Origin of the sequence: Streptomyces sp. Da 82-17, assembly GCF_046098215.1 — a bacterium.
Taxonomy (GTDB): domain Bacteria; phylum Actinomycetota; class Actinomycetes; order Streptomycetales; family Streptomycetaceae; genus Streptomyces.
Window position 1 is genome coordinate 185,587 of sequence record NZ_JBJURH010000003.1, and the last position, 22,624, is coordinate 208,210.

The 22,624-nt window shown below is 72.8% G+C and carries 20 protein-coding genes; 4 read left to right on the forward strand and 16 right to left on the reverse strand.

The window, feature by feature from the left end; translation table 11 throughout:
• Positions 1-9: 9 nt before the first annotated feature.
• Positions 10-243, reverse strand: a complete 234-nt coding sequence (locus tag ACIDOF_RS06315) for a hypothetical protein (protein WP_409004696.1) — start codon at positions 241-243, stop codon at positions 10-12.
• 217 nt (positions 244-460) lie between these two features.
• On the opposite strand from ACIDOF_RS06315, the gene ACIDOF_RS06320 reads away from it, so the two are divergent.
• Positions 461-1,783 carry a serine/threonine-protein kinase gene (locus ACIDOF_RS06320; protein ID WP_409004697.1) on the forward strand — a complete coding sequence of 441 codons (1,323 nt, stop codon included), beginning with the start codon at positions 461-463 and terminating at the stop codon, positions 1,781-1,783.
• A gap of 76 nt (positions 1,784-1,859) precedes the next feature.
• Here the strand turns inward: ACIDOF_RS06320 and ACIDOF_RS06325 are convergent, their stop codons facing one another.
• From ACIDOF_RS06325 to ACIDOF_RS06370, 10 genes are all read right to left on the reverse strand, one after another.
• Positions 1,860-2,678, reverse strand: coding sequence for a TrmH family RNA methyltransferase (locus tag ACIDOF_RS06325; protein WP_409004698.1), 819 nt, complete (start codon positions 2,676-2,678; stop codon positions 1,860-1,862).
• A gap of 175 nt (positions 2,679-2,853) precedes the next feature.
• Positions 2,854-4,083, reverse strand: coding sequence for a uroporphyrinogen-III C-methyltransferase (cobA, locus tag ACIDOF_RS06330; RefSeq protein WP_409004699.1), 1,230 nt, complete (start codon positions 4,081-4,083; stop codon positions 2,854-2,856).
• A 194-nt stretch (positions 4,084-4,277) separates the two neighbouring features.
• Positions 4,278-8,150: a nicotinate-nucleotide--dimethylbenzimidazole phosphoribosyltransferase gene (gene cobT / locus ACIDOF_RS06335; protein ID WP_409004700.1), complete on the reverse strand. Its 3,873-nt coding sequence runs from the start codon at positions 8,148-8,150 to the stop codon at positions 4,278-4,280.
• Between the two features lie 376 nt (positions 8,151-8,526).
• Positions 8,527-9,744 carry a precorrin-6y C5,15-methyltransferase (decarboxylating) subunit CbiE gene (gene cbiE / locus ACIDOF_RS06340; RefSeq protein WP_409004701.1) on the reverse strand — a complete coding sequence of 406 codons (1,218 nt, stop codon included), beginning with the start codon at positions 9,742-9,744 and terminating at the stop codon, positions 8,527-8,529.
• Between the two features lie 148 nt (positions 9,745-9,892).
• The gene (locus tag ACIDOF_RS06345; protein ID WP_409004702.1) at positions 9,893-10,540 is read right to left on the reverse strand and encodes a GNAT family N-acetyltransferase; all 648 of its coding nucleotides are present in this window, start codon (positions 10,538-10,540) and stop codon (positions 9,893-9,895) included.
• A 165-nt stretch (positions 10,541-10,705) separates the two neighbouring features.
• Positions 10,706-11,539, reverse strand: coding sequence for a MetQ/NlpA family ABC transporter substrate-binding protein (locus ACIDOF_RS06350; RefSeq protein ID WP_409004703.1), 834 nt, complete (start codon positions 11,537-11,539; stop codon positions 10,706-10,708).
• A 31-nt stretch (positions 11,540-11,570) separates the two neighbouring features.
• Positions 11,571-12,395 (reverse strand): MetQ/NlpA family ABC transporter substrate-binding protein, encoded by an 825-nt coding sequence (locus ACIDOF_RS06355; protein ID WP_409004704.1) that lies wholly within the window; start codon positions 12,393-12,395, stop codon positions 11,571-11,573.
• Between the two features lie 69 nt (positions 12,396-12,464).
• Positions 12,465-13,232 carry a methionine ABC transporter permease gene (locus tag ACIDOF_RS06360; protein ID WP_409004705.1) on the reverse strand — a complete coding sequence of 256 codons (768 nt, stop codon included), beginning with the start codon at positions 13,230-13,232 and terminating at the stop codon, positions 12,465-12,467.
• Complete coding sequence (locus tag ACIDOF_RS06365; RefSeq protein WP_409004706.1) at positions 13,229-14,278, reverse strand: methionine ABC transporter ATP-binding protein; 1,050 nt, start codon at positions 14,276-14,278, stop codon at positions 13,229-13,231. The genes ACIDOF_RS06360 and ACIDOF_RS06365 overlap by 4 nt, the downstream gene beginning before the upstream one ends.
• 390 nt (positions 14,279-14,668) lie before the next feature.
• Complete coding sequence (locus tag ACIDOF_RS06370) at positions 14,669-15,316, reverse strand: HAD-IA family hydrolase (RefSeq protein ID WP_409004707.1); 648 nt, start codon at positions 15,314-15,316, stop codon at positions 14,669-14,671.
• A gap of 138 nt (positions 15,317-15,454) precedes the next feature.
• Between ACIDOF_RS06370 and ACIDOF_RS06375 the strand changes: the two genes are divergently transcribed.
• Entirely contained in the window at positions 15,455-15,814 is a 360-nt protein-coding gene (locus ACIDOF_RS06375; protein ID WP_409004708.1) for a hypothetical protein, read from the forward strand.
• A gap of 2 nt (positions 15,815-15,816) precedes the next feature.
• A complete protein-coding gene (locus ACIDOF_RS06380) occupies positions 15,817-16,242 on the forward strand; it encodes a hypothetical protein (protein ID WP_409004709.1) in 426 nt (141 codons plus the stop codon).
• A gap of 99 nt (positions 16,243-16,341) precedes the next feature.
• Here the strand turns inward: ACIDOF_RS06380 and ACIDOF_RS06385 are convergent, their stop codons facing one another.
• The 3 genes from ACIDOF_RS06385 to ACIDOF_RS06395 all read right to left on the reverse strand — a co-directional run bounded on the left by ACIDOF_RS06385 (position 16,342) and on the right by ACIDOF_RS06395 (position 19,452).
• Positions 16,342-16,848 (reverse strand): GNAT family N-acetyltransferase, encoded by a 507-nt coding sequence (locus ACIDOF_RS06385; protein ID WP_409004710.1) that lies wholly within the window; start codon positions 16,846-16,848, stop codon positions 16,342-16,344.
• A 637-nt stretch (positions 16,849-17,485) separates the two neighbouring features.
• On the reverse strand, positions 17,486-18,025 hold the full coding sequence (locus ACIDOF_RS06390; RefSeq protein ID WP_409004711.1) for a sigma-70 family RNA polymerase sigma factor: 540 nt from the start codon (positions 18,023-18,025) through the stop codon (positions 17,486-17,488).
• 233 nt (positions 18,026-18,258) lie between these two features.
• Complete coding sequence (locus tag ACIDOF_RS06395) at positions 18,259-19,452, reverse strand: glycerophosphodiester phosphodiesterase (protein WP_409004922.1); 1,194 nt, start codon at positions 19,450-19,452, stop codon at positions 18,259-18,261.
• A 275-nt stretch (positions 19,453-19,727) separates the two neighbouring features.
• On the opposite strand from ACIDOF_RS06395, the gene ACIDOF_RS06400 reads away from it, so the two are divergent.
• Positions 19,728-20,399 carry a lysophospholipid acyltransferase family protein gene (locus ACIDOF_RS06400; RefSeq protein WP_409004712.1) on the forward strand — a complete coding sequence of 224 codons (672 nt, stop codon included), beginning with the start codon at positions 19,728-19,730 and terminating at the stop codon, positions 20,397-20,399.
• A 44-nt stretch (positions 20,400-20,443) separates the two neighbouring features.
• Here the strand turns inward: ACIDOF_RS06400 and ACIDOF_RS06405 are convergent, their stop codons facing one another.
• Together ACIDOF_RS06405 and ACIDOF_RS06410 are read right to left on the reverse strand one after the other, a co-directional pair.
• Positions 20,444-21,970 (reverse strand): MFS transporter, encoded by a 1,527-nt coding sequence (locus tag ACIDOF_RS06405; RefSeq protein ID WP_409004713.1) that lies wholly within the window; start codon positions 21,968-21,970, stop codon positions 20,444-20,446.
• Positions 21,967-22,518, reverse strand: coding sequence for a TetR/AcrR family transcriptional regulator (locus ACIDOF_RS06410; RefSeq protein ID WP_409004714.1), 552 nt, complete (start codon positions 22,516-22,518; stop codon positions 21,967-21,969). The genes ACIDOF_RS06405 and ACIDOF_RS06410 overlap by 4 nt, the downstream gene beginning before the upstream one ends.
• Between the last annotated feature and the right edge of the window lie 106 nt (positions 22,519-22,624).

Genomic DNA, 22,624 nt, shown 5'->3' on the forward strand with positions numbered 1-22,624 from the left:
GGAGCGGGCTCACGTCTCGGCGGTGTCCTCGCGCGGGACGGGCTGTTCGACCAGGGCCAGGACGCGGGCCGCCATGAAGCGGGCCGTGCGGACAGGTGTGCCGTTGCGCGTGACTTCGCTCACTTCGACCACTCCTCTGCGGACGGTGGTCTCGACCCGGCGTCCGGCCCGGCTCGCCACCACCTCGTACGTCCTCGTCGTGTCGCCGGCGTCGACCACTATCTCGACTCGGTCACCCTTCATGGCGTCAATCCCCCTTGTGCGACGGTGCGTTGAAGTCCGCTGGGGGCGTGACGGCCCCGGCGGCCAACTCTCCTGACCACGCTCCGAGTTTCCCACCCGGCACTGACAATCGACCGGGCCGTGAAGGCGCGGCCTATGAGCGCACGCGGGCGCGGAAACGTAAGCTGTGGCACGTCAATTGGTCAGGCAACAGGGCGACGAGGCGGCAGGGATTCGGATGGCGATGATGCGGCTCCGGCGCGAGGATCCGCGTGTCGTCGGCTCGTTCCGGCTGCACCGGCGGCTCGGCGCGGGCGGCATGGGTGTCGTCTACCTCGGTTCGGACCGGCGCGGGCAGCGGGTCGCCCTCAAGGTGATCAGGCCCGATCTCGCGGAGGACCAGGAGTTCCGCTCGCGGTTCGCGCGCGAGGTGTCCGCCGCGCGCCGGATCAGGGGCGGCTGCACGGCCCGCCTGGTCGCCGCCGACCTGGAGGCGGACCGCCCGTGGTTCGCGACGCAGTACGTTCCGGGCCCCTCGCTGCACGACAAGGTGGCGGAGGACGGCCCGTTGACCGCGGCCGAGGTGGCCTCGGTGGGCTCGGCGCTCTCGGAGGGCCTGGTCGCGGTGCACGAGGCCGGGGTGGTCCACCGGGACCTGAAGCCGTCCAACATCCTGCTGTCGCCGAAGGGCCCGCGGATCATCGACTTCGGCATCGCCTGGGCGACCGGCGCGTCCACGCTCACGCACGTGGGCACGGCGGTCGGCTCGCCCGGCTTCCTCGCGCCCGAGCAGGTGCGCGGGGCGGCGGTGACCCCGGCGACGGACGTGTTCTCGCTGGGGGCGACGCTCGCGTACGCCGCGATGGGTGACTCGCCGTTCGGGCACGGCAGTTCCGAGGTGATGCTGTACCGCGTGGTGCACGAGGAGGCGCAGCTCGCCGGGGTGCCGGACGCGTTGGCTCCGCTGGTGCGGGCCTGCCTCGCGAAGGACCCGGAGGAACGGCCGAGCACGCTCCAACTGTCGCTGCGGCTCAAGGAGATCGCGGCCCGCGAGGCACAGGGGCTCGGCGCGGTGGACACGCGTCCGCCCGCGCCCCGGCGCACCCCCGACCGGCAGGGCGCCGAGCGTTCCACGGGCCGCCTGGCCGACACCCGCCAGGACCGCGACCGTGACCGTGACCGCACCGCCGAGCACGCCGCGCAGCGCACCCGCCGGGCCCCCGGCACTCCCCCGCCGTCCCGCACGAACGGCACGGGAAGGCGCACGGCTCCGCCGCGTACGGGCGGGCGTTCCGGGAGCAGGCCCGCGCCGCGCAGCAACGGCGGGCGTACGGCGCCGCCGCGGACGACGAGCACCGGGCGCCGCGGGCCCGCGAATCCGCGGCTGCTGCGGCAGCGGCTGATCGTGTTCGTGGTCGTGACGCTGCTCGTGGCGCTCGGCATCGCCGCCGCGCAGGGCTGTCAGGGTCCGGCGCGCGGCCTGGAGCAGAGCTCCCCGCAGGGCGCGGTGACCACGGCGGCCGCCGCGACGGACGCGCGGTCCCTCGGCTCCGCCCCGTGAGCAACTCGCGTAAGCGGTACGCCCCGGACCCAACCTCCGGGCGGGTACGGGGCGTTGGGCCCTGCGTCGTACGTCCTCAGGCCTGCGGGCGGCCCGTCGTCACCGCGTAGAACGCGACCGCGGCGGCCGCGCCCACGTTGAGGGAGTCGACGTCGTGGGCCATCGGGATGCGGACCCATTCGTCGGCCGCGATCAGGGCCTGGCGGGAGAGGCCGTCGCCCTCCGCGCCCAGCATCAGGGCGACCCGGTCCATGCGGTGCGGGGCGAGGTCGTCGAGGGTCGAGGCCTTCTCGTCCGGGGTGAGGGCGAGCAGTTTGAAGCCGGCCTCGCGGACCGACTCCAGGCTCTTCGGCCAGGCTTCGAGCCGCGCGTACGGCACCGAGAAGACAGCGCCCATGGACACCTTGACGGAGCGGCGGTACAGCGGGTCCGCGCAGTCCGGGGAGAGCAGGACCGCGTCGATGCCGAGGGCGGCGGCGCTGCGGAAGATCGCGCCGATGTTGGTGTGGTCGTTGACCGCCTCCATGACGGCCACCCGCCGGGCGTCGGCGAGGAGTTCGGCGGCGGTCGGGAGCGGCTTGCGCTGCATGGAGGCGAGGGCGCCGCGGTGCACGTGGTAGCCGGTGACGCGTTCGGCGAGGTCCGGGCTGACCGCGTACACGGGGGCCGGGACCTCGTCGATGACGTCGCGCATCACGTCGACCCACTTGGCCGAGAGCAGCATGGACCGCATCTCGTAACCGGCGTGCCGGGCGCGTCTGATGACCTTCTCGCCCTCGGCGATGAACAGGCCCTCGGCGGGCTCGCGGCGGCGGCGCAGCTCGACGTCGGTCAGTCCGATGTAGTCGCTCAGGCGCGGGTCGTCGGGGTCGTCGACGGTGATGAGATCAGCCACAGGGTGATACTGCCTTGTCCAGGGGGTGGTGCCAACGGCTCGGGAGAATTGTGTTACCCGAGGTTACAGATCGAGGGTTCGCCGGGGCACGCCCCGGACTCGGCCGAGGTCACGCCCCGGACTCGGCCGAGGTCACGCCCCGGGCTCCGCCGAGGTCAGGCCCGGGGCGCCCGGGTCACGCCTCCGGCTTCGCCGGGACGCCGACGCCCACGACCTCGCCGATCACGATGACGGCGGGCGGCCGCACGTCCTCGGCCTTCGCCTTCTCGCCGACCGTGCCGAGGGTGGCGTCGACGCGGCGCTGGGACGCGGTCGTGCCCTCCTGGACGAGGGCGACGGGGGTCTCGGGGGCACGGCCGTGGGCGATCAGGGCCTCGGCGATCTTGCCGATCTTGTCGACGCCCATGAGGACGACGAGGGTGCCGCGGAGCCGGGCGAGGGCCGCCCAGTCGACCAGGGAGCGCTCGTCGTCGGGCGCCACGTGCCCGCTGACGACGGTGAACTCGTGCGCGACGCCGCGGTGCGTGACCGGGATGCCCGCCGCGCTCGGCACGCTGATGGAGCTGGAGATGCCCGGCACGACGGTGCAGGCGATCCCGGCCTCGGCGAGCGCCTGCGCCTCCTCCATGCCGCGCCCGAAGACGAACGGGTCGCCGCCCTTGAGCCGGACGACGGCCTTGCCGGCCTTGGCGTGCTCGATCAGCGCGTTGTTGATCGCCTCCTGCGCCATGAACCGGCCGTACGGGATCTTCGCCGCGTCGATCACCTCGACGTGCGGCGGGAGTTCGTTGAGCAGGTCGCGCGGCCCGAGCCGGTCGGCGATCACCACGTCGGCCTGGGCGAGCAGGCGACGGCCGCGGACCGTGATGAGGTCCGGGTCGCCGGGCCCGCCGCCGACGAGGGCGACGCTCGGCGTGTGCGGGCGGTGGTGCGGGGCGACGAGGGTGCCGTCGCGCAGGCCCTCGACGACCGTGTCGCGGATGGCGGCGGTGCGGCGCGGGTCCGGGGAGTCGCCGAGCACGGCCACGGTGACACCGTCGGAGTGGCCGGTGGCCGGGGTCCAGGCGGTCGCCGCGGCGGCGTCGTCGGAGCGCACGCACCAGACGCGGTTCGCCTCGCCCTCGGCGGACGCGGCCTCGTTGGCGGCGTGGTCGCTGGTGGCGATCAGCGCGTACCAGGTGTCGGCGAGGTCCCCGGCCGCGTACGGACGCCGGTGCCAGGTGATCTCGCCGGCGTCGGCCATCGCCTCGACCGACGGGGTCGCGGACGGCGACACGAGGTGGACGTCGGCGCCCGCCGCGATCAGGGCCGGGAGGCGGCGCTGGGCGACCTGACCGCCGCCGAGTACGACCACGCGGCGGCCGGAGAGGCGGAGTCCTACGGGGTAGGCGGGGTGTTCAGCCATGTGCTGCGGCTCCTGGTGCGGAGGGCGTGCGCCGCTGCGGCGGTGGAGCGGCACGGGTCTGACGTGGGGATTCGTGGTGCGGGTCCACTCTACGGCGAGGGCCGGCGGGCGCTTTCCCCGAGGCCCGGCCGTTACGGGACCGCAAGCGGGCCCGGACCCCTGCGGAACAGGGACCCGGGCCCGCGGGCGTGGTGCTACTTCTCGGTGACGCCCGCCGAGTCGAACGTCGCCACCTCGTGCATGGCCCGGGCCGCCGACTGCACGACGGGCAGGGCGAGCAGCGCGCCCGTGCCCTCGCCGAGGCGCAGGTCGAGGTCGACGAGGGGGCGCAGGCCCAGCTTGTTGAGCGCGGCCACGTGGCCGGGCTCGGCGCTGCGGTGCCCGGCGATGCACGCGGCGAGCACCTCGGGGGCGATGGCGCGGGCGACCAGGGCGGCGGCCCCGGCGCTGACGCCGTCGAGGATCACCGGGGTGCGCAGCGAGGCGCCGCCCAGCAACAGGCCGACCATCGCGGCGTGTTCGAGGCCGCCGATCGCCGCGAGGACGCCGATGGGGTCGGCCGGGTCGGGCTGGTGCAGCTCCAGGGCGCGGCGTACGACATCGGTCTTGCGGGCGAGGGTCTCGTCGTTGATGCCGGTGCCGCGGCCGGTCACCTCGGCCGGGTCGACGCCCGTGAACACCGAGATCAGGGCGGCGGACGCGGTGGTGTTGGCGATGCCCATCTCACCGGTGAGCAGCGCCTTGTTGCCGGCGGCCACGAGGTCGCGGGCGGTGTCGATGCCGACCTCGATGGCCTCCTTGACCTCCTCGCGGGTGAGCGCGGGCCCGGTGGTCATGTCGGCGGTGCCGGCGCGGACCTTGCGGGGCAGCAGCCCGGGGGTGGCGGGCAGGTCGGAGGCGACGCCCACGTCGATGATGCAGACCTCGGCGCCGACCTGGTTCGCGAACGCGTTGCAGACCGCGCCGCCGCCCAGGAAGTTGGCGACCATCTGGCCGGTGACCTCCTGCGGCCAGGGCGTGACGCCCTGCGCGTGCACCCCGTGGTCGCCCGCGAAGATCGCCACGGCGGCGGGCTCCGGGATGGGCGGCGGGCACATCCGCGAGAGGCCGGACAGCTGCGCGGAGATGATCTCCAGCATGCCGAGCGCGCCCGCGGGCTTCGTCATCCGCTTCTGCCGCTCCCACGCCTCGCCGAGCGCCTTGGCGTCCAGCGGGCGGATGTTGGCGACGGTCTCGGCGAGCAGGTCGTGCGGCTCCTCGCCGGGCAGCGCGCGGCGGCCGTACGTCTCCTCGTGCACGACCCACGACAGCGGGCGGCGCTTGGACCAGCCGGCCTGCATCAGCTCGGGCTCGTCCGGGAACTCGTCGACGTACCCGACGCAGAGGTACGCCACGACCTCCAGGTGCTCGGGCAGTTCGAGGGTGCGGACCATCTCGCGCTCGTCGAAGAAGCTGACCCAGCCGACGCCGAGGCCCTCGGCGCGGGCGGCGAGCCACAGGTTCTCGACGGCGAGCGCGGAGGAGTACGGGGCCATCTGCGGCTGGGTGTGCCGGCCGAGGGTGTGGCGGCCGCCGCGGGTGGGGTCGGCGGTGACGACGATGTTCACCGGGGTGTCGAGGATGGCCTCGATCTTCAGTTCCTTGAACTGCTTGGCGCGGCCCTTGGGCAGGGACTTGGCGTACGCCTCGCGCTGGCGCATGGCCAGTTCGTGCATCGTGCGCCGGGTCTCGGCGGACCGGATGACGACGAAGTCCCAGGGCTGCGAGTGCCCGACGGACGGCGCCGTGTGGGCCGCCTCCAGGACGCGGAGCAGGACCTCGTGCGGAATCGGGTCGTTGCGGAAGCCGTTGCGGATGTCCCGCCGCTCCCGCATGACCCGCAGCACGGCCTCCCGCTCGGCCTCGTCGTACGCGGGCGCGGGCGGGGCGGCGGGCACGTCGGCCGGGGCCTCGCCGGAGGCCTCGGACTGCTCGGCCGACGGTTCGGCCGTCGGCCGGGCCTCGGGGGCGAGTCGGGGCTGCTCGGCCGGTTCGGCCACGGCCGCGTCGTCCGCCTGCGCGGCCTCGGGGGCTGCGGCGGCGGGCTCGGGCTGTACGGCCTCGGCCTGGGCTGCGTCGGCAGGGACGGTCTCGGCTTGTACGGCTTCGGGCCGTACGGCCTCGGGCTGTACGGGGGCCTGCGGGGCGTCGGCCTCGGTGACCTCCACGAGGTCGTTGATGTCCGTGGCTTCGGTCGCCTCGGTGGCCTCGACGTCCGTGGCCCCGGTCGGCTGGGCGGGCACGGGGGCCTGCTCGGCCTCGGACTGCGGCTCGGACTGCGGCAGTTGGGCCGCTTCGGGCTCGGCCTGAGCGGGCTCGGCGGGCTCGGCGGGGGCTTCGGCTTCGGCCTGGGCTTCGACGGCCTCGGGCTGAGCCTCGGCTTCCGGTTCCGGAGCGGTCTCCGGAGCGGTCTCCGGCTCGGGGGCGGGCTGGTCGGCGGCAGCGGCCTGCTCGGGGGCGGTCTGCTCCGGGGTCTCGGCTGCCGTCGGGTCGCCTTCGCCGGGGGCCTCGGCCGCGGCCTCGGGTTCGGTGGCGGGCTGGGTCTTGATCTCTGTCTCGGCTTCCGCTTCGTGCACGTGCTGGGGGGTTGCCGCGGCGGCGGGCTGCGCGCTCTCGCCGTCGCGGGGTGCGGGGACCACGACCGCCTCGTCGTCGGCCTCCGCGGGCTGCTCGGCCGCGGCGGCAACGGGCTGCTCGGCCACGGGCTGTTCGCCGACCGGCTGTTCGGCGACTGCCTGGTCGACCGGCCCGCCTTGCTCGGCCTCCGGCTCCTGCTGCTCCGCCGCAGGGCCCTGCTCCGGGGCCGCGACCTCCTCCTGCGGGATGCGCAGCGGCTGCGGCGGGGTCGGAGCGAGGTGCGGGGTGGACGGGATGACGCCCTCGACCGGGACGAACTGCCCGACCGGCTGCGCCTCCGCAGGCAGTTCACCGGACGCCGCCGGACCCTGGGGTGCCGCGCTCTCGACCGCCTCGGCGGGCAGTTCACCGGCAGCGCCCTCGGGGGAACCCGGAGTCGCGCCCGGAACGCCCGAGTTCTGCGGGCCGTCCGGGACGACCGTTTCTGCACCGTGGGCGGGTCCGACCTGGGACTCCGTGCCCGGAACGGGCTGCGGCGCGCCGCTCTCGTACTGGGCCTGCGGCGGCTGCGGGGACCACGGCACCGCGCCCTGGAGCGGGATCTCGCCGAGCTGTTGGCCCTGCGGTACGCCGTTCTCGGCGCGCGGCACGTCCAGGTACTCAGGGCCGGCGAGCGTCTGCCCCGAGTCCGGCATCTGGGCCTGGGCCTGGACCTGCATCGGCTGCGGCGGCGTGGTGGCCGGGCCGCGGTCGGCGAGGGAGCGGACCGGGCTCGCGGCGGCGGGCGTGGGCGGGCCCATGTGCAGCGGGCGGCGGCCGTTGCCGTGGGCCTGCGCCGCGGCGACGGGCTGCTGCCCACCATGCGTACCGGCGTGCGTACCGGCGTGGGCGACGGCGTGCGTACCGGCGTGCTGCTGCGCCTCGGCGGGGCCGGGCAGTCGTACGTCGGAGAGGTTGACGGAACCGCTGTCGCGGCCGGACATCTCGTGCGCACCGGGCACGTGTGCCACGGCCTCCTGCCCGATCGCCTCCTGCCCCACGGCCTGCTGGGCGGCGGCCTGTTGGGCGGCCTGGGCGGGCTGAGCAGGCGTCTGCTGCGCCACGGCCGCCTCGTACTGCGCGTCCTGCGGCACGCCCTGACCGGCCGTCGGCGCACCCGGAACCTGCTCCGGCTGCAGTCCGCCGACGCCCTGCGGGGCCTGCTCGTACGGGATCGACTCGGCGGCGGCCGGGGCCTGTTCGTAGCCCGCGGCCTCCGGGGCGTACCCCGGCTGGCCTTCCGTCCAGGCGCCCTGGGCGCCCGGCATGAACAGCAGGTCGTCGTCCTCGGCGGGGGCTGCGGCGGGGTCGAGGTAGGTGTACGCGCCGGGTGCGGGAACGACGCCCGGCTGGTCCACCGTGCCTGCGCCCTCCGGCAGTCCCTCGCCCGGAACCTGGCCGGTGTCGGTCATGCGTACCCCTCGCCCATCGGTCGTTCTCCTTCGGCCGGCTCGCCCCTGGCGGCGGCAACCGCCCATGGACAAGAACGAGCGTGCGCGCCGCGCGGCACGGAACGGCCGCGTCCCGCCCTCGGCGTGCTGACGCCTCAGGCATTGTCGCGGTCGGACCACCGCCGTGTCGCCAAGATCCGCCACGGCCCGCTGTGGACTACGCCACGTCGCGCGTCCTCCGATCCCCGCCGTACCGCACACGCCTCAAACCGGGCGCGCTTACCGGACATTGACGTACGAACCGACGAACGTCCGGGAGCAGTACAACGATCGGCCAGCCTACCGCGCGCAGCGGGGCCGTACGGTCACGGGGCGCGATACCACCCGGTACCCGTCGTCAGCGGGGCGACTCGCCGCGGGCTTCCAACTCTCCGCAGATCAGGAAGGCGACCGCGCGTTCGCGTTCCGTCCAGACGCGCGTGTCGAGTTCGACGGTCTGCAGGAGCGCGCACTCCACCGCGTAGCCGTGCTCGGTGAGGTCACGGCCGATCAGCTCGGCCTCGTCGCGGGTGGCGGCGTGGGTGACGATCCGCTGCGGCCTGCGGTCGGCGACGGCCGAGACGACGGCGGCGCCGCCGCCCCCGACGCGTACGACGTCCGGCTCGGGCAGGTCCTCCAGTACGTGGGGGGCGGAGCCGCGGTTGATCTGCAGCGGGACGCCGAAGCGGCGGGCGGCCCTGTCGGTGCGGGCGCAGGCCTCGATGTCCTCGTCGACGGCGATGACGGCGGCGCCGAACCGGGCGGCCTCGACGGCGAAGGCGCCGCTGCCGCAGCCGATGTCCCAGACCAGGTCGCCCACGCGCGGGCCCAGGCGGGCGAGTTGGGCCGCGCGGAGCCGGTCGTTCTCGCCCTCGCCGAGCGGCTCGTGGCCGTAGGCCGAGGCGGGCAGGGCCCAGCCGCGGGGGCGGGCGGCGGGGTCGCGGCCGGCGATCCAGGCGTGCTCGCGGTCGGCGGGGCCGCCGATGACGATGACGACGTTGGGGTCGCGCCAGGTGACGTCGGCGGCCTTGTCGGAGGTGAGCACGGAGACGCGTTCGCGGTCGGTGCCGAGCTCCTCGCAGACGACGAAGGTGCGGTGCACTCCCTGCAGGAGCAGGGCGAGTTCGGCCGGTCCTGCGCCCGGCGAGGTGAGGACGGCGACCTTGGTGTGGGCGCGGCACACGTTGACGGCGCGGCGCAGGGTGCGGCTCTGGGCGACGACGATCTGCGCGTCGTCCCAGGGCATCCCGGCGCGGGCGAAGGCCTGGGCGACGGAGGAGACCGCGGGCACGACCTCGACCTCCAGGCCGTGTTCGGGGGCGCGGAGGGTGCGTACGACGCCGAAGAAGCCGGGGTCGCCGTCGGCGAGGACGACGGCCGTGCCGCGGTGGGCGGCGATGCGGCGGGCGGCGAGGGAGACGCTGCCGAGCCGGATGCGTTCGGCGCCGGCGGGGACCTCGGGCAGTGCCAGGTGGTGGGCGGCGCCCGCCACGAGGGTCGCGGCGCCGAGGGCGGAGCGTGCCGCGTCCGTGAGGGGCGAACCGTCCCAGCCGATCACCGTGACCCGGTCGGCCATCGTCGTCAGTCTCCTGGGGGTTCTCGCAGCTCGTCAGTGGGGTGGCCGGCGGTCGTGCGGACCGGCCGGGCATCGTGAGCGTACCTGGTGGGTGCGGAGCGAACCGGTCCGGTCCCGGGCGGGGCCGGGCGGGGAGACACCCCCCGGGTCAGTTCCACTCGGAGAACGCGGTGTACCCGGAGGCCTCGGCGAGCTGGTCGGCGATGCCGTCGAGGTCCTCGGGGAGCAGGCTCCAGACGATGAGGTCGGTGCGGGTGTCGTTCCAGTCGCCGTTGTCGTCTCTCGTACGCGCTATGCAGGCGCCGCGGAGGATGCCCTCGCTGATGCAGCCGATCTTCTGGGCGACCTGCTGGGAGGCGACGTTGTCGGCGGCGGTGCGCAGTTCGAGGCGCTCGAAGCCCTGGTCGCGGAAGAGCCACTGGGTGACGGCGAGCGCGGCCTCGGAGGCGTATCCCTCGCCGCGGGCCCAGGGGGCGACGACGTACGCGATCTCGGAGGAGCGGACGCGCCAGTCGGTGTGCTGCAGGTGCACGATGCCGACGAGGCGCTGGGTGAGGAACTCGGTGACGGCGAAGACGATGCCGCGGCCCTCGGTGCGCTCGGCGGGGGCGAGTTCGGTGACCCAGGCGCGGGCGTCGGACTCGGTGTACGGCTGGGGGGCGGTGGTCCAGGCGACGACGTGCTCGTCGTTCATCATGTCGGTGAGGCCGTCGACGTCCGCTTCCTCGAACGGGCGCAGCACGAGGCGTTCCGTGCTGATGGAGATGTCCGGGAACATCGAGTTGGCCGTCGTCATCGTGCCGCTCCGTCACTACTGGTCTGCCGCCGAACCACTGCTGGTCTGCTGCCGAAGTGCCCAGCATGCAGCATGCACCCACCGCGCCGCACGACGGGGCCCGTACCTGGGCAGGTACGGGCCCCGTGTTACGTGAGGGTTTGTCAGGTGCTCCTGGCCGGGGCGTCAGTTGCCGGTGACCGGCAGGACCGAGCCCTGGTACTTGTCCTCGATGAACCTCTGCACCTCGGGCGAAGTCAGCAGCTTCGCGAGCTTCTTGACCCTCGGGTCGTCCTCGTCGCCCTTCTTGACGGCGAGGACGTTGTTGTACGGGTTGTCCTCGACGGACTCCAGGAGGATGGCGTCCTTCTTGGGGCTGCGCCCGGCGTCGAGGGCGTAGTTGTTGTTGATGACGGCCGCGTCGACGTCCTTCAACGAGCGCGGCAGCTGGGCCGGTTCGATCTCCTTGAAGGTGAGGCCCTTGGGGTTCTTCGCGATGTCCTCGGGACTCGCGTCGGCGCCCGCGTCCTTCTTCAGCTCGATCAGGCCCTCGGACGCGAGGAGTTCGAGCGCCCGGCCCTCGTTGGTGGTGTCGTTGGGCAGGGCGATCGTGGCGCCCTTCTTCAGCTCGCCGGGGCGCTGCGCCGTCTCGGAGTAGAGGCCCATGGGCGGCAGGTACACCTCGACCACCGGGGCCAGCGTGGTGCCCTTGGACTCGTTGAAGTCGTCCAGGTAGGGCTTGTGCTGGTACAGGTTGGCGCCGAGGGTGCCGTCCTGGAGCGCGGTGTTCGGCAGGACGTAGTCCGTGAACTCCTTGATCTCCAGCTCGAGTCCGGCCTTCTTCGCCAGCTTCTGCTGTACGTACGTGAGGACTTCACCGGCGGGGGTCGGGGTGGCTCCGACGACGAGCGGGCCGCTCTTGTCGTCGGAGCCGGCGCCCGAGCCGCCCGCGCCGCAGGCCGTCAGGCCGAGCGTGAGGGCTCCGGCGAGGACGGCGAGCGGCAGGGTGTGCTTGCGCATGGCGGTTCCGTGTTCCCGGTTCCGAGGGGGCTCAGAAGGAGGGCAGGACGGAGCCGGCGTACTTGTCCTCGATGAACTTCTTCACCTCGGGCGACGTCAGCAGCTTGGCGAGCTTCTTCACGCGCGGGTCGTCCGCGTTGCCCTCGGTGACGGCGAGGACGTTGTTGTAGTCGTTGCCCTTGGTGGTCTCCAGGAACAGCGCGTCCTTGGCCGGCTTGAGGTCGGCGCCGATGGCGTAGTTGCCGTTGATCACCGCGGCGTCGACGTCCTTGAGGGAACGCGGGGTCTGCGCGGCCTCGACCTCCTTGAACTGGAGGTCCTTCGGGTTCTTCGCGATGTCCTGCGGGGTCGCGGTGGCCTCGGAGCCCTTCTTCAGGGTGATGAGGTCGTTGGCGGCCAGGAAGCGCAGGGCGCGGGACTCGTTGTCGGCGTCGTTGGGAAGGGCGACGGTGGCGCCCTTCTTCAGGTCGTCGGCCTTCTTGACCTTCTCGGAGTAGAGGCCGAGCGGCTCCAGGTGGACCGTGGCGACGGACTCGAGGTGGGTGCCGTTCTTCTTGTTGAAGTCCTCGAGGTACGGCTGGGTCTGGAAGTAGTTGGCGCCGACGGAGCCGTCCTCGGTGGCCTGGTTCGGCTGGACGTAGTCCGTGAACTCCTTGACCTCGAGCTTGAGGCCTTCCTTCGCCGCCAGGTTGTCCTTGATGTAGTTCAGGATCTCGGCGTGCGGGACGGGGGTCGCGGCGACGATCAGCGGGTCGGAGGCCTTGGCCTTCTCGTCCCCGCCGCCGCAGGCGGTCAGGCCGAGGGCGAGGGCGCCGGTGGTGAGGACAGCTGCGGTGATCTTGGTGGTGTTACGCACGAAAAGTGCCTTTCTCCATGGGTGGTGCGGTGGTGCACCCCGTCGGTTGCACGGGGAAGCGGGAACGGGTCAGCCGGACTTGGCCGAGGACCCGGCCGTGGCGGTCGCCTCGGCGGTGGCGGGGCCGCCCGCCTTCAGGCCGGTGAACGCCCGGAAGCGGAGCGGTTCGCCGCCCTTGCCCGCACGGCGGTGCAGGACCCGGGCGCCGCTGTCGCCGGCGAACTGGATGAGCGAGATGACGACGGCGAGGACGGCGACGGTGATCCACATCAGGCTGGACTCGAAGCGCTGGTAGCCGTAGCGGATCGCGATGTCGCCGAGGCCGCCCGCGCCGACGGTGCCGGCCATCGCCGAGTAGCCGATGAGGGCGACGATCGTGGTGGTGGTCGCCGAGATCAGCGAGGGCAGCGACTCGGGCACGAGGACCTTGCGTACGACGGTCCAGGTGTTGCCGCCCATCGACTGCACGGCCTCGACGAGACCGTGGTCGACCTCGCGCACGGCCGTCTCGACCAGGCGCGCGAAGAACGGGATGGCGCCGACGGCGAGCGGGACGATCGCGGCCTCCACGCCGATGGTGGTGCCGACGACGGCGCGGGTGAAGCCCATCAGGGCGACCATCAGGATGATGAAGGGCATCGAGCGGGCGATGTTCACGACCTGCCCGATGGCCTTGTTCACGACGGTGTTCTGCAGCAGGCCGCCCTTGTCCGTGAGGACGAGGAGCACACCGAGCGGCAGTCCGCCGACGACGGCGATGAGCGTGGACCAGCCCACCATGTAGAGGGTGTCCAGACAGGCCTGCTCCAGCAGGGGCTGCATCTGAGACCAGGTCACTTGGCGACCCCTTCCTTCACGAGCTGCGGCGCGTCGACGCCGCCTTGGCCCACTACGTCGACCTGCAGCCCCTGCTCGCGCAGGAAGCCGATGGGCACGACGTTCTCCTCGTACCGGCCGGGCAGTTCGATCCGCATCCGGCCGACCTGCTTGCCGCCGACGGTGTCCATCGCGGCGCCCAGGATCGAGATGTCGATGTTGTACGTGCGGGAGAGCGTGGAGATGACCGGCTGGGTGGCGGCCTCGCCGAGGAACGTGACGTCGATGACCGTGCGGTCGTCGCCGGTGACCTCGCCGCTGACCGGGAAGAGGGCGGCGGCGAGTTCGGAGCCGGGGGTGGCGAGGAGTTCGCTGACGGTGCCGGACTCCACGATCTGCCCGCGCTCCATCAGGGCGGCCGAGTCGCAGACGGTCTTGACGACGTCCATCTCGTGCGTGATCAGCAGGACGGTCAGGCCGAGCTGCTGGTTGAGGTCGCGGAGCAGCTGCAGGATCGAGCGGGTGGTCTCCGGGTCGAGGGCGCTGGTCGCCTCGTCGGAGAGCAGCACCTTCGGGTCGCCGGCCAGGGCGCGGGCGATGCCGACGCGCTGCTTCTGGCCGCCGGAGAGCTGGGCGGGGTAGCTCTTGGCCTTGTCGGAGAGGCCGACGAGGTCGAGGAGTTCGAGGGCCTTGCGGGAGCGTTCGCGACCGCTGACGCCGAGGATCTCCAGGGGGAGCTCGATGTTGTCCTGCACGGTCCGCGAGGACAGCAGGTTGAAGTGCTGGAAGACCATGCCGATACGGCTGCGGGCCTGGCGCAGTTCCTTGCCGGCGCGGGTGCCGCGGCCGGCGAGGGCGGTGAGGTCGACGCCGTCGACCGTCACGGTGCCGGAGCTGGGGCGCTCCAGGAGGTTGACGCAGCGGATCAGCGAGGATTTGCCGGCGCCGGACTGGCCGATGACGCCGTACACCTCCCCCTCGCGCACGTGCAGATCGACGCCGTCGAGTGCGGTTACTTCACGACCGCGTGAGCGGTAGACCTTGGTCAGGCCGGAAGTGGTGATCACTGGGGTTTCCGTCACTGTCGAGTGCGGGCGCGGGGTGCGCGCCGGGCACGGGGCATTCTTCTTCGGAAGCCGGGCACGGTTCTCGTACGGGGCACGGGGGAACCGAGGGGAGTAACGCGTGCGCGGGGCGGGGCTCGTTCCGCTCGGGGGTGCTGCGCGGACACGGCTCAGGAGGCTCGCTTCGGGGCGCGAGGCGGGGGTGCGGGGGCCCTCAGAAGGCGCACATTCGACACATACAACGAGCACCGGGCGTGGCGTTCGCCTCGGTCGCAGGGGTGCGGTAGCTCGTCGTGGTCATGCGGACCAGTAAAGCAGACAGCCGTACGAGCCGATCAGAGCTGTCCGAATAGCGGGACGCATGCGCCCGCTGTCCGGACGGCTCCGGGGTTCTCAGCCGGCGGTGACGATCTCCACGCCACCGTCGATGGCCTGCGCGGACACCGCGGAGAGGTCGGGTACGACGACGTCGGCGGCGAGCTCGGCCGCGGTGTGCGTTGTGGTCAACGCCACGGTCCGCATGCCGGCGGCGCGGCCCGCGGCGAGCCCGGCGGGCGCGTCCTCGAAGACGACGCAGCGGGCCGGGTCGACGCCGAGGCGCTCGGCGGCCAGCAGGAACGGCTCGGGGTCGGGCTTGCCGCGGGTGATGTCGTCGGCGGCGACCATCGCGGGGAAGTCGACACCGACCTCGCGCAGCCGGGCCTCGGCGAGCGGGCGGGTGGCGGAGGTGACGACGGCCCAGCGGTCGCGGGGCAGGGCGGAGAGGAGTTCCTTGGTGCCGGGCAGCAGGACGACGCCGCCGGGCACGTCCTCGACCTCCAGCTGCTCGATCCGCTCGAGGGCGGCGGGTATCCGCTCCTCGGGCAGCAGCTCGGCGATGATCTCGACGGCGGGGCGGCCGTGCAGCTCGACCCGCTCGAAGTCGGCGGCGGAGATCCCGTGCTCCTCGGCCCAGCGGCGCCAGCAGCGGTGGACCGACTCCATGGAGGAGATCAGGGTGCCGTCGTTGTCGAAGAGGAGGGCCTCGGCCTGGAATCGCATACGGCCGACCTTAAGCGGAACCATCACCTCCGCCCGCGGCGGGTCCCGACGTCCGCCCCCGGCGGGTCCCGGCCGGCGCCCCGGGCGGTACCCCGGGCCGGGCGCGGGGGGAATTTCGCCCCGTATTAGGGTCTCGGCATGCTCTCTGCCCTGACGGTCGCGACCGCCGTGGCCGCCCTGCTGCTCGCCGCGTGGTGCGGTTTCGCGGCCTACCGCGACCAGCCCACCAAGGACTGGCACTTCATCGGCATGGCCGTGGTGACTCTGCTCGCCGTGGTCCAACTCGTCGTGGGCGTCGTGCAGTTGGCGCGCGGACAGGAGCCGGAGCAGGGCACGGTGATCTTCGTGGCGTATCTGCTCGGCTCGGCCGCGTGCGTCCCGGCGGCGGGTTTCCTCTCGCTCGCCGAGCGCACCCGCTGGGGTTCGGTCACGGTCGCGGCGGCGGGCGTGGTCCTGGCGGTGCTGCAGGTTCGGCTCTACGACATCTGGGGTGGCTGACGATGGCCGCGGAACGCACTCGCCTGATCAAGGGCCCGGGCCTGCTGCTCGTCTGGCTGTACGGGGTGATGGTGGTCGGCGCGCTGTCGCGCTCGCTCTACCAGATCTCCACGGAGTTCGACCGGGCCCCGCTCGCGTACTCCCTGTCGCTGCTCGCGGCGCTCGTCTACGCGTTCATCACGTACACGCTGGTGCGCGGCGGTGAGACGGCCCGGCGGGCGGCGCTCGCGTGCTGTGCGGCGGAACTGGTGGGCGTGGTCGTCGTCGGCGCGTGGACGCTGGCGGATCCTTCGGCCTTCCCGGACGCCACGGTGTGGTCGGACTTCGGGATGGGCTATCTCTTCATCCCGGTGCTGCTGCCGGTGACCGCGCTGTTCTGGCTGCGCCGCTCGCGTACGGAGGGCAAGGCGGAAGCCGAGGCCGTCTGAGCCGAGCGGTTCGGGTGTGCCGAGCGGTTCGCGTGCCGGGAGCCGCCGAGGGGCGCCGATCGGGTGACCGATCCGGCCGATCCCTCGGCGGCTTTCGCGTCAGGCGCTCGTGGTGTACGCCGCCGGGTCGCCGGCTTCCTTGGCGAGGGTCACGAGGGTGAGGCGGTCGTTGACCTGCCGGGTGCCGACGGGGGCGTAGCCGTGCTTGCGGTAGAGCTGCAGGTTGTTCTCGCTGCGGTGGCCGGTGAACAGCTGGAAGCTCTTGACGGCGCCGGCGAGGGCGAGGCGCTCCTCGATCGCGAGCAGCAGCCGGCCGCCGAGGCCGTGGCGCTGCATGCGCGGGTGCACGATCAGCTTGTCGATCCGGGCCGTGCCGTCGGCGTCGACACCGCCGCGCACCGAGGCGACGACCTCCGTGCCGAGCCGGGCCACGAGGACGCAGCCCGCGTCCAGTTCGGCCCGCAGCGAGTCGAGCGACTGGGTGAGCGGCTCGATGGAGTAGTCGCCGTACAGCTCTGCCTCGCTCTGGTAGCAGAGGTACTGAAGTTTCAGAATGTGCTCGGCGTCCGTCGTCTCCGCCGCCGAGATGGTCACGCTCATGCCCATGTGCGCCCGCCTCCCGCTCACCTGTCCGCCGGTTGCTCTCTTCGCACCTTTCCCCAACGTTCCGGGTGCCGCAACCTCCGCGAGCATTCTGCGCAGCCTTCCCAGGCCACGGGAACGCCCGCACCCCGAAACACCTTGTGAGAAACCCAACTCCCCTACGATTTCCCGGTCCGAGCGCGAGGTTTGGCGGGGCGTACGGGGGCGGGACCGGCGGTCGGCGGGCGGGCCTGGGCAAGTCGCGGCAGCCCACACCCTTCCGGCACGGCGGGCGACCTGCGGCGGGCCCGGGGCCTGAGGGCCGGGGGCCATCAAGTGCCGTACCGGCGCGAGGAGTTGGGCACCGACCACCGCCCGGGGCGCCCGAGCCCACGCGACTGGGTACCTCGCCGCGGGACCGCGTACGGCCGCCGCGCCGGAGGGAACGCGACGGTTCGCACCGGCGCGAACCCCTGAGTGCCTGGCACGGCCAGGTCCTCCGGCCATGGGGAAGGCCGACGATTGAGTGTCGTCTGCAACACCCCCACGCGGAGCCCACACGCGCGCCCCGGCCACGACCGGCCGCACCAGCCGCAGGCGAGCCCGAGCGCCGGGCCCCCGGCCCCGCCCCGCCCCGGGCGCGGAGCGCGCGTACGGGCCCTCACCACCCCGTCCCCCTCCCCCTCTCCTGGATGTCGAAGTCGGCCGGGTTCAGGAGGCGGCGCAGGTGTTGGAGGCAGCGGGAGCGTTCCGGGCCGACACTGCCCTGGGAGATGCCCAGCTCGCGGGCGATCTCCCGGTACGTGAGGTCCCTCGGCGAGAGCAGCGCGGCGGCCAGGCGGGCGCAGCTGCCGGGCAGGCGACGGACCGCGTCCCGGACGAGGTGGCGGCGTTCGGCCTTGAGGAGGAGGCGTTCGGGGCAGCAGCTGTCGGCGGGGGCGGCGGGTTCGGCCGCGTACGCCCGCTCCCGTACGGCCGTCGTCCGGTGCGCGTCGCAGGCCTCCGCGTGGACGTTGTCGCGCAGCCATCGTTCGGGGTCGGCGGGCGGGCCGTGGCGGTCGACATGCTCCAACAGGCGTAACCACACGGCCTGTTCGAGATCGCCGGGTTCGAGTCCGAGACCGGACGCCTCGGCCGCCGCTTCGGCGAGGAGGAGCGGACGCAGGGCGGTCACCAGGTGTTCTGCGACGTTCCGGATCATGCGCATGGTGACGCGCCCGCCCCGGCGAGGAGTTTCCGGGACGGACGAGAGTCACCCGCAGTGGGGCCCGGGGCGTACGTGCTTGACGGGGCGTCGGGTTCCACCGCACGCGGGCGGCGAAGCACCCTCAGCCCCTGCCAGCCGTGGCCCGCGCGCACGGCGGAGGTGTGCGCCGTCGACGCCGGACAGCTGACGTCGGCCGACGCCGGGCACGCACACCCCCGCCCCCTGCCTCACCCCCGGGCGAAGTCCGCCGCCGCGAGCAGGGCCGTGTCCGGGTTGTCGGAGAAGATGCCGTCGATGCCGGTGGCGAAGTACGCCTTGAGGGCGCCGAAGACGTCGCCGTAGGCGTTGGGGTCCGTGCCCTTGCGGTAGTCGACGGGGAGGAAGGTGTTCTCGTTGCGCATCGTGTACGGGTGCAGCACCAGGTTCTCAGCGTGCGCGTCCCGGACGAGCGTGGTCGGCTCGGTGAGGCGGCCCTCCGTGTCGCGCGGGATGACCAGGTCGAGCGTGGGCCCGATGCCCTGCGCGTACGAGGCGATCCACTTCAGGCCCTCGGGCTTGATCAGGTCGGCGACGGTGCGCGGGTCGCCCGCCTCGACGAAGTCCCAGGGGCGGCTGGACGCGTTGGAGAGCAGCACCACACGCGGCGCGGCGATCAGCTTGCTCATCCGCTCCATGCTGCTCGGCTCGAAGGACTGCACGAAGTTCGGGGAGTTCTTCTCGTGCCGCCCGTACTTGCGGAGCAGCTTCGCGAGCGGCTCCTCCAGGCCGAGGCCGAGCTTCCGGAAGTACGTGGGGTGCTTGGTCTCGATGTGCAGCCACACCGGGCGGCCCCGCTTGCGGCCCTCCGACTCGGCCCAGCGCAGCACCTCCTCGAACGTGGGCACCGCCCAGCGCCCGTTGTAGAGGGTGTTCTCCTCGCGGTTCTTCGGGATGCGCTCCTTCGCCCGCAGCGTCTGCAGCTCGGCGAGCGTGAAGTCCTCCGTGAACCAGCCGGTCAGGGACACCCCGTCGACGGACTTGGTGGTCTTGCGGGAGGCGAACTCGGGGTGGTCGGCGACGTCGGTGGTGCCGGTGATGTCGTTCTCGTGACGGCATACGAGATGCCCGTCCTTGGTCGGCACCAGGTCCTGCTCGATGACGTGCGCGCCCATGTCCAGGGCGAGTTGGTACGAGCCGAGGGTGTGCTCGGGGCGGTAGCCGCTGGCGCCGCGGTGCGCGACGACGGTCGGCACGGGAAGCGAGCCGATCCCGCTCCCGCCCGCTGCGGCGGCCGCCGTCGTCGACGCCGTCGCCCCGCTCGTACGCTCGGCGGCTCTCGCGGTCCCGCCGAGGCCGAAGGCCGCTCCGCCCGCGCCGAGGACGGCGGCGCCGAGCAGGGAGCGCCGCCCGGGACCGCCCGTACCCGACTGACCCGCCGTCATGTCCTGCCGGTCCTGCTTGCCGTGGCTCATATGCGCTCCTCGCGCTCGTCGTGTGCACGCACCTGTCGGCTGACGGGCAGATGTTAGGGCCCGTCAGATGACGTGAGGGAGCCCTCGGCGCCAAGGAACGGCCAACGGAGCGCGAACGGGGGTCAACACTCCGTGTCGGGTGCGTTAACCCCCATGTGCATTCCGGACGTGTCCGCGAGTATCGTCCTCACCTGCACAGTCGCCCGTACAAATCCTTTGACATACCCTTGACACCGGAGGAACCGTTGTCCCGCTTCGCGTTCATCAAGGCAGTGCTCGGACCGGTCATGCGCCTGATGTTCCGCCCACAGGTGGAGGGCGCGGAGCACATTCCGGGCGACGGGCCCGTGATCCTCGCGGGCAACCACCTGACGTTCATCGACTCGATGATCCTGCCGCTGGTCTGCGACCGGCAGGTGTTCTTCATCGGCAAGGACGAGTACGTCACGGGCAAGAGCCTCAAGGGCCGGCTGATGGCCTGGTTCTTCACGGGCGTCGGCATGATCCCGGTGGACCGGGACGGCGGCCGCGGCGGTGTCGCGGCCCTGATGACCGGCCGCCGCGTCCTGGAGCAGGGCCGTATCTTCGGCATCTACCCGGAGGGCACCCGCTCCCCCGACGGCCGCCTGTACCGCGGCCGCACCGGCATCGCCCGCCTCACCCTGATGACCGGCGCCCCGGTCGTGCCGTTCGCGATGATCGGCACGGACAAGCTGCAGCCGGGCGGCGCGGGCCTGCCCCGCCCGGGCCGCGTCACGGTCCGCTTCGGCGAGCCGATGGAGTTCTCCCGCTACGAGGGCATGGACCGCGACCGGTACGTGCTGCGCGCCGTGACCGACTCCGTGATGGCCGAGGTCATGGCCCTGTCGGGGCAGGAGTACGTGGACATGTACGCCACGAAGGCGAAGGCCGCGTAAGAGCGTCCACGGGAGGAGAGCCTCCCGCCGGAAGGGGCAGTGCTTCAGCCGAGGCGCTGCCCCTTCAGCATGAACCACGCCGCGACCGCAGTCGCGAACAGCACGGCCGCCGCGACGCCCGCCGCCGTCTCGAAGCCCGCCGTGAACGAGTCCTGGGCCGCCTGCAGGAGCGCGGCGCCCTGTTCGGCGGGCAGTCGGTGCGCCGCCTCGACCGCGCCGCCCAGCGAGTCCTGCGCGGCGGCGACCGCGTCGGCCGGTACGCCCGCGGGGACCGTGAAGCCGCGGTAGATGCCGGTGACGACCGAGCCGAGCAGGGCGATGCCGAGGGCCGAGCCCAGTTCGTACGCCGTCTCGGAGACCGCCGATGCCGCGCCCGCCTGCTCCTTGGGGACGCTGGACAGGATGACGTCGGCGGTCACGGTGAAGGCGAGGCCGGCGCCGGCGCCGCCGACGAACAGGGCGCTGCACATCAGCACGACCGACGTGTCGGCGGTGAGCGCCGTGCACGCGCCGAGCGCGAGGCCGAGGGCCGCGAGTCCGCCGGACACGGTGACCCGCACCGAGGCGCGCCGGGCGACGGCGCCCGCGACGAGGCCGGTGCCCACCGCGCCCAGGGCGGCGGGCAGTTCGATGAGCCCGGCGCCCAACGGCGAGCGCATCTGCACCAGTTGCAGGAACTGCGACAGGAAGAACACCAGGCCGGCCAGGCCGAGGATGGTCAGCAGGTCGGCGAGGACCGCGCCGGAGAAGCCGCGGTGCTGGAAGAGGCGCATGTCGAGCAGCGGCGACCGGAGGGTCAACTGCCGCCTGGCGAACCAGACCAGACCCGTCACGCCGACGACCGCGGCGAGGGCGATGTCCCAGCGGAATCCGTGCACGGCGGCCTCCTTCACCGCGTACACCACCGCGATCATGCCGACGAGCGAGAGCGCGACGCTCAGCAGGTCCCACGGGCCGGGGCTCGGGTCGCGGGACTCCGGAAGCAGCTTGACGCCGACGAGGACCAGGACCGCCATCACCGGCAGGTTGATGAGGAACACCGAGCCCCACCAGAAGTGGTTGAGGAGCGTGCCGCCGACCAGCGGGCCGACCGCCGCGCCGGCCGAGGCGGCGGCGCCCCAGATGCCGATGGCGACGCTGCGCTCCTTGGGGTCGTGGAAGATGTTCCGGATCAGCGCGAGGGTCGACGGCATGAGCGTCGCGCCCGCGACGCCGAGCAGCGCGCGGGCCAGGATCATCGTCTCGGGGGTGGTGGCGTACGCGTTGAGCACGGACACCGCGCCGAACGCGACCGCGCCCGTGAGCAGCAGCTTCTTGCGGCCGATGCGGTCGCCGAGGCTGCCCATGGAGACGAGGAGGCCGGCGATGACGAAGGAGTAGACGTCGCCGATCCAGAGCAGCTGGGTGCCGGAGGGCTTGAGGTCCTCGCTGAGGAACGGGGTCGCGAGGCCGAGCACGGTCGCGTCCACCGCGACGAGCAGGACGGCCAGGACGAGCACGGCGAGCGCGAGCCAGCGGCCGGGGTGCCGGGCGTCCTGCTCCTGCGTCACCTGCTGTGCTGTGCTGGTCATTTCTCCACGCTCCGACGAGCACCGCCGAGCAGCAGCTCGACGATCATGTACTGGAATTCCTTGGCCGCGACCCGCCCGTCCTGGACGGCCCAGGCCCCCGCGCCCACGAGCCCGTAGAAGGCCTCGGTGAGCCAGGCCGGGGTGAGGTCGATCCGGAAGACGCCCTGCTCCTGTCCGCGCCGGAAGAGGGCGGAAACGCGGGCGTCGAGCCGGGCCCAGCCCTCGTTCTGCTGGTCGCCTTCGAAGAGCTGGTTCTCGCTGACGAGGAAGGCCAGGAGCGGGGCCACGGGCTCCACGCCGCCGATGAGCCGTCGCACGGCCTCGTCGGCGGGTCCGTCGTCGAGCGACGCCTGGTCGAGGGCGGCCTCCAGCTCCTGCAGGCACATCTGCTCCAACGCCCTGACCAGCGCCTCCCGCCCGGCGAAGTGCCGGTGCAGGGTGGCACGGCCGATGCCCGCGGCTCGGGCGACCTCGTCCATGGTGGCGGTGGATTTACGGGTCAGCAGGCTCGCTGCTGCCCGCAGCACCTGTTCACGGTCGACTGCCATGGGACGACCATAGCCCATTTGAGACACTCATGTCTCATTCTCAAGGACGAGAAAGGCCCGCCGTACGTGTCGTACGGCGGGCCCTTCCTACGCGCGAGCGCCCCGA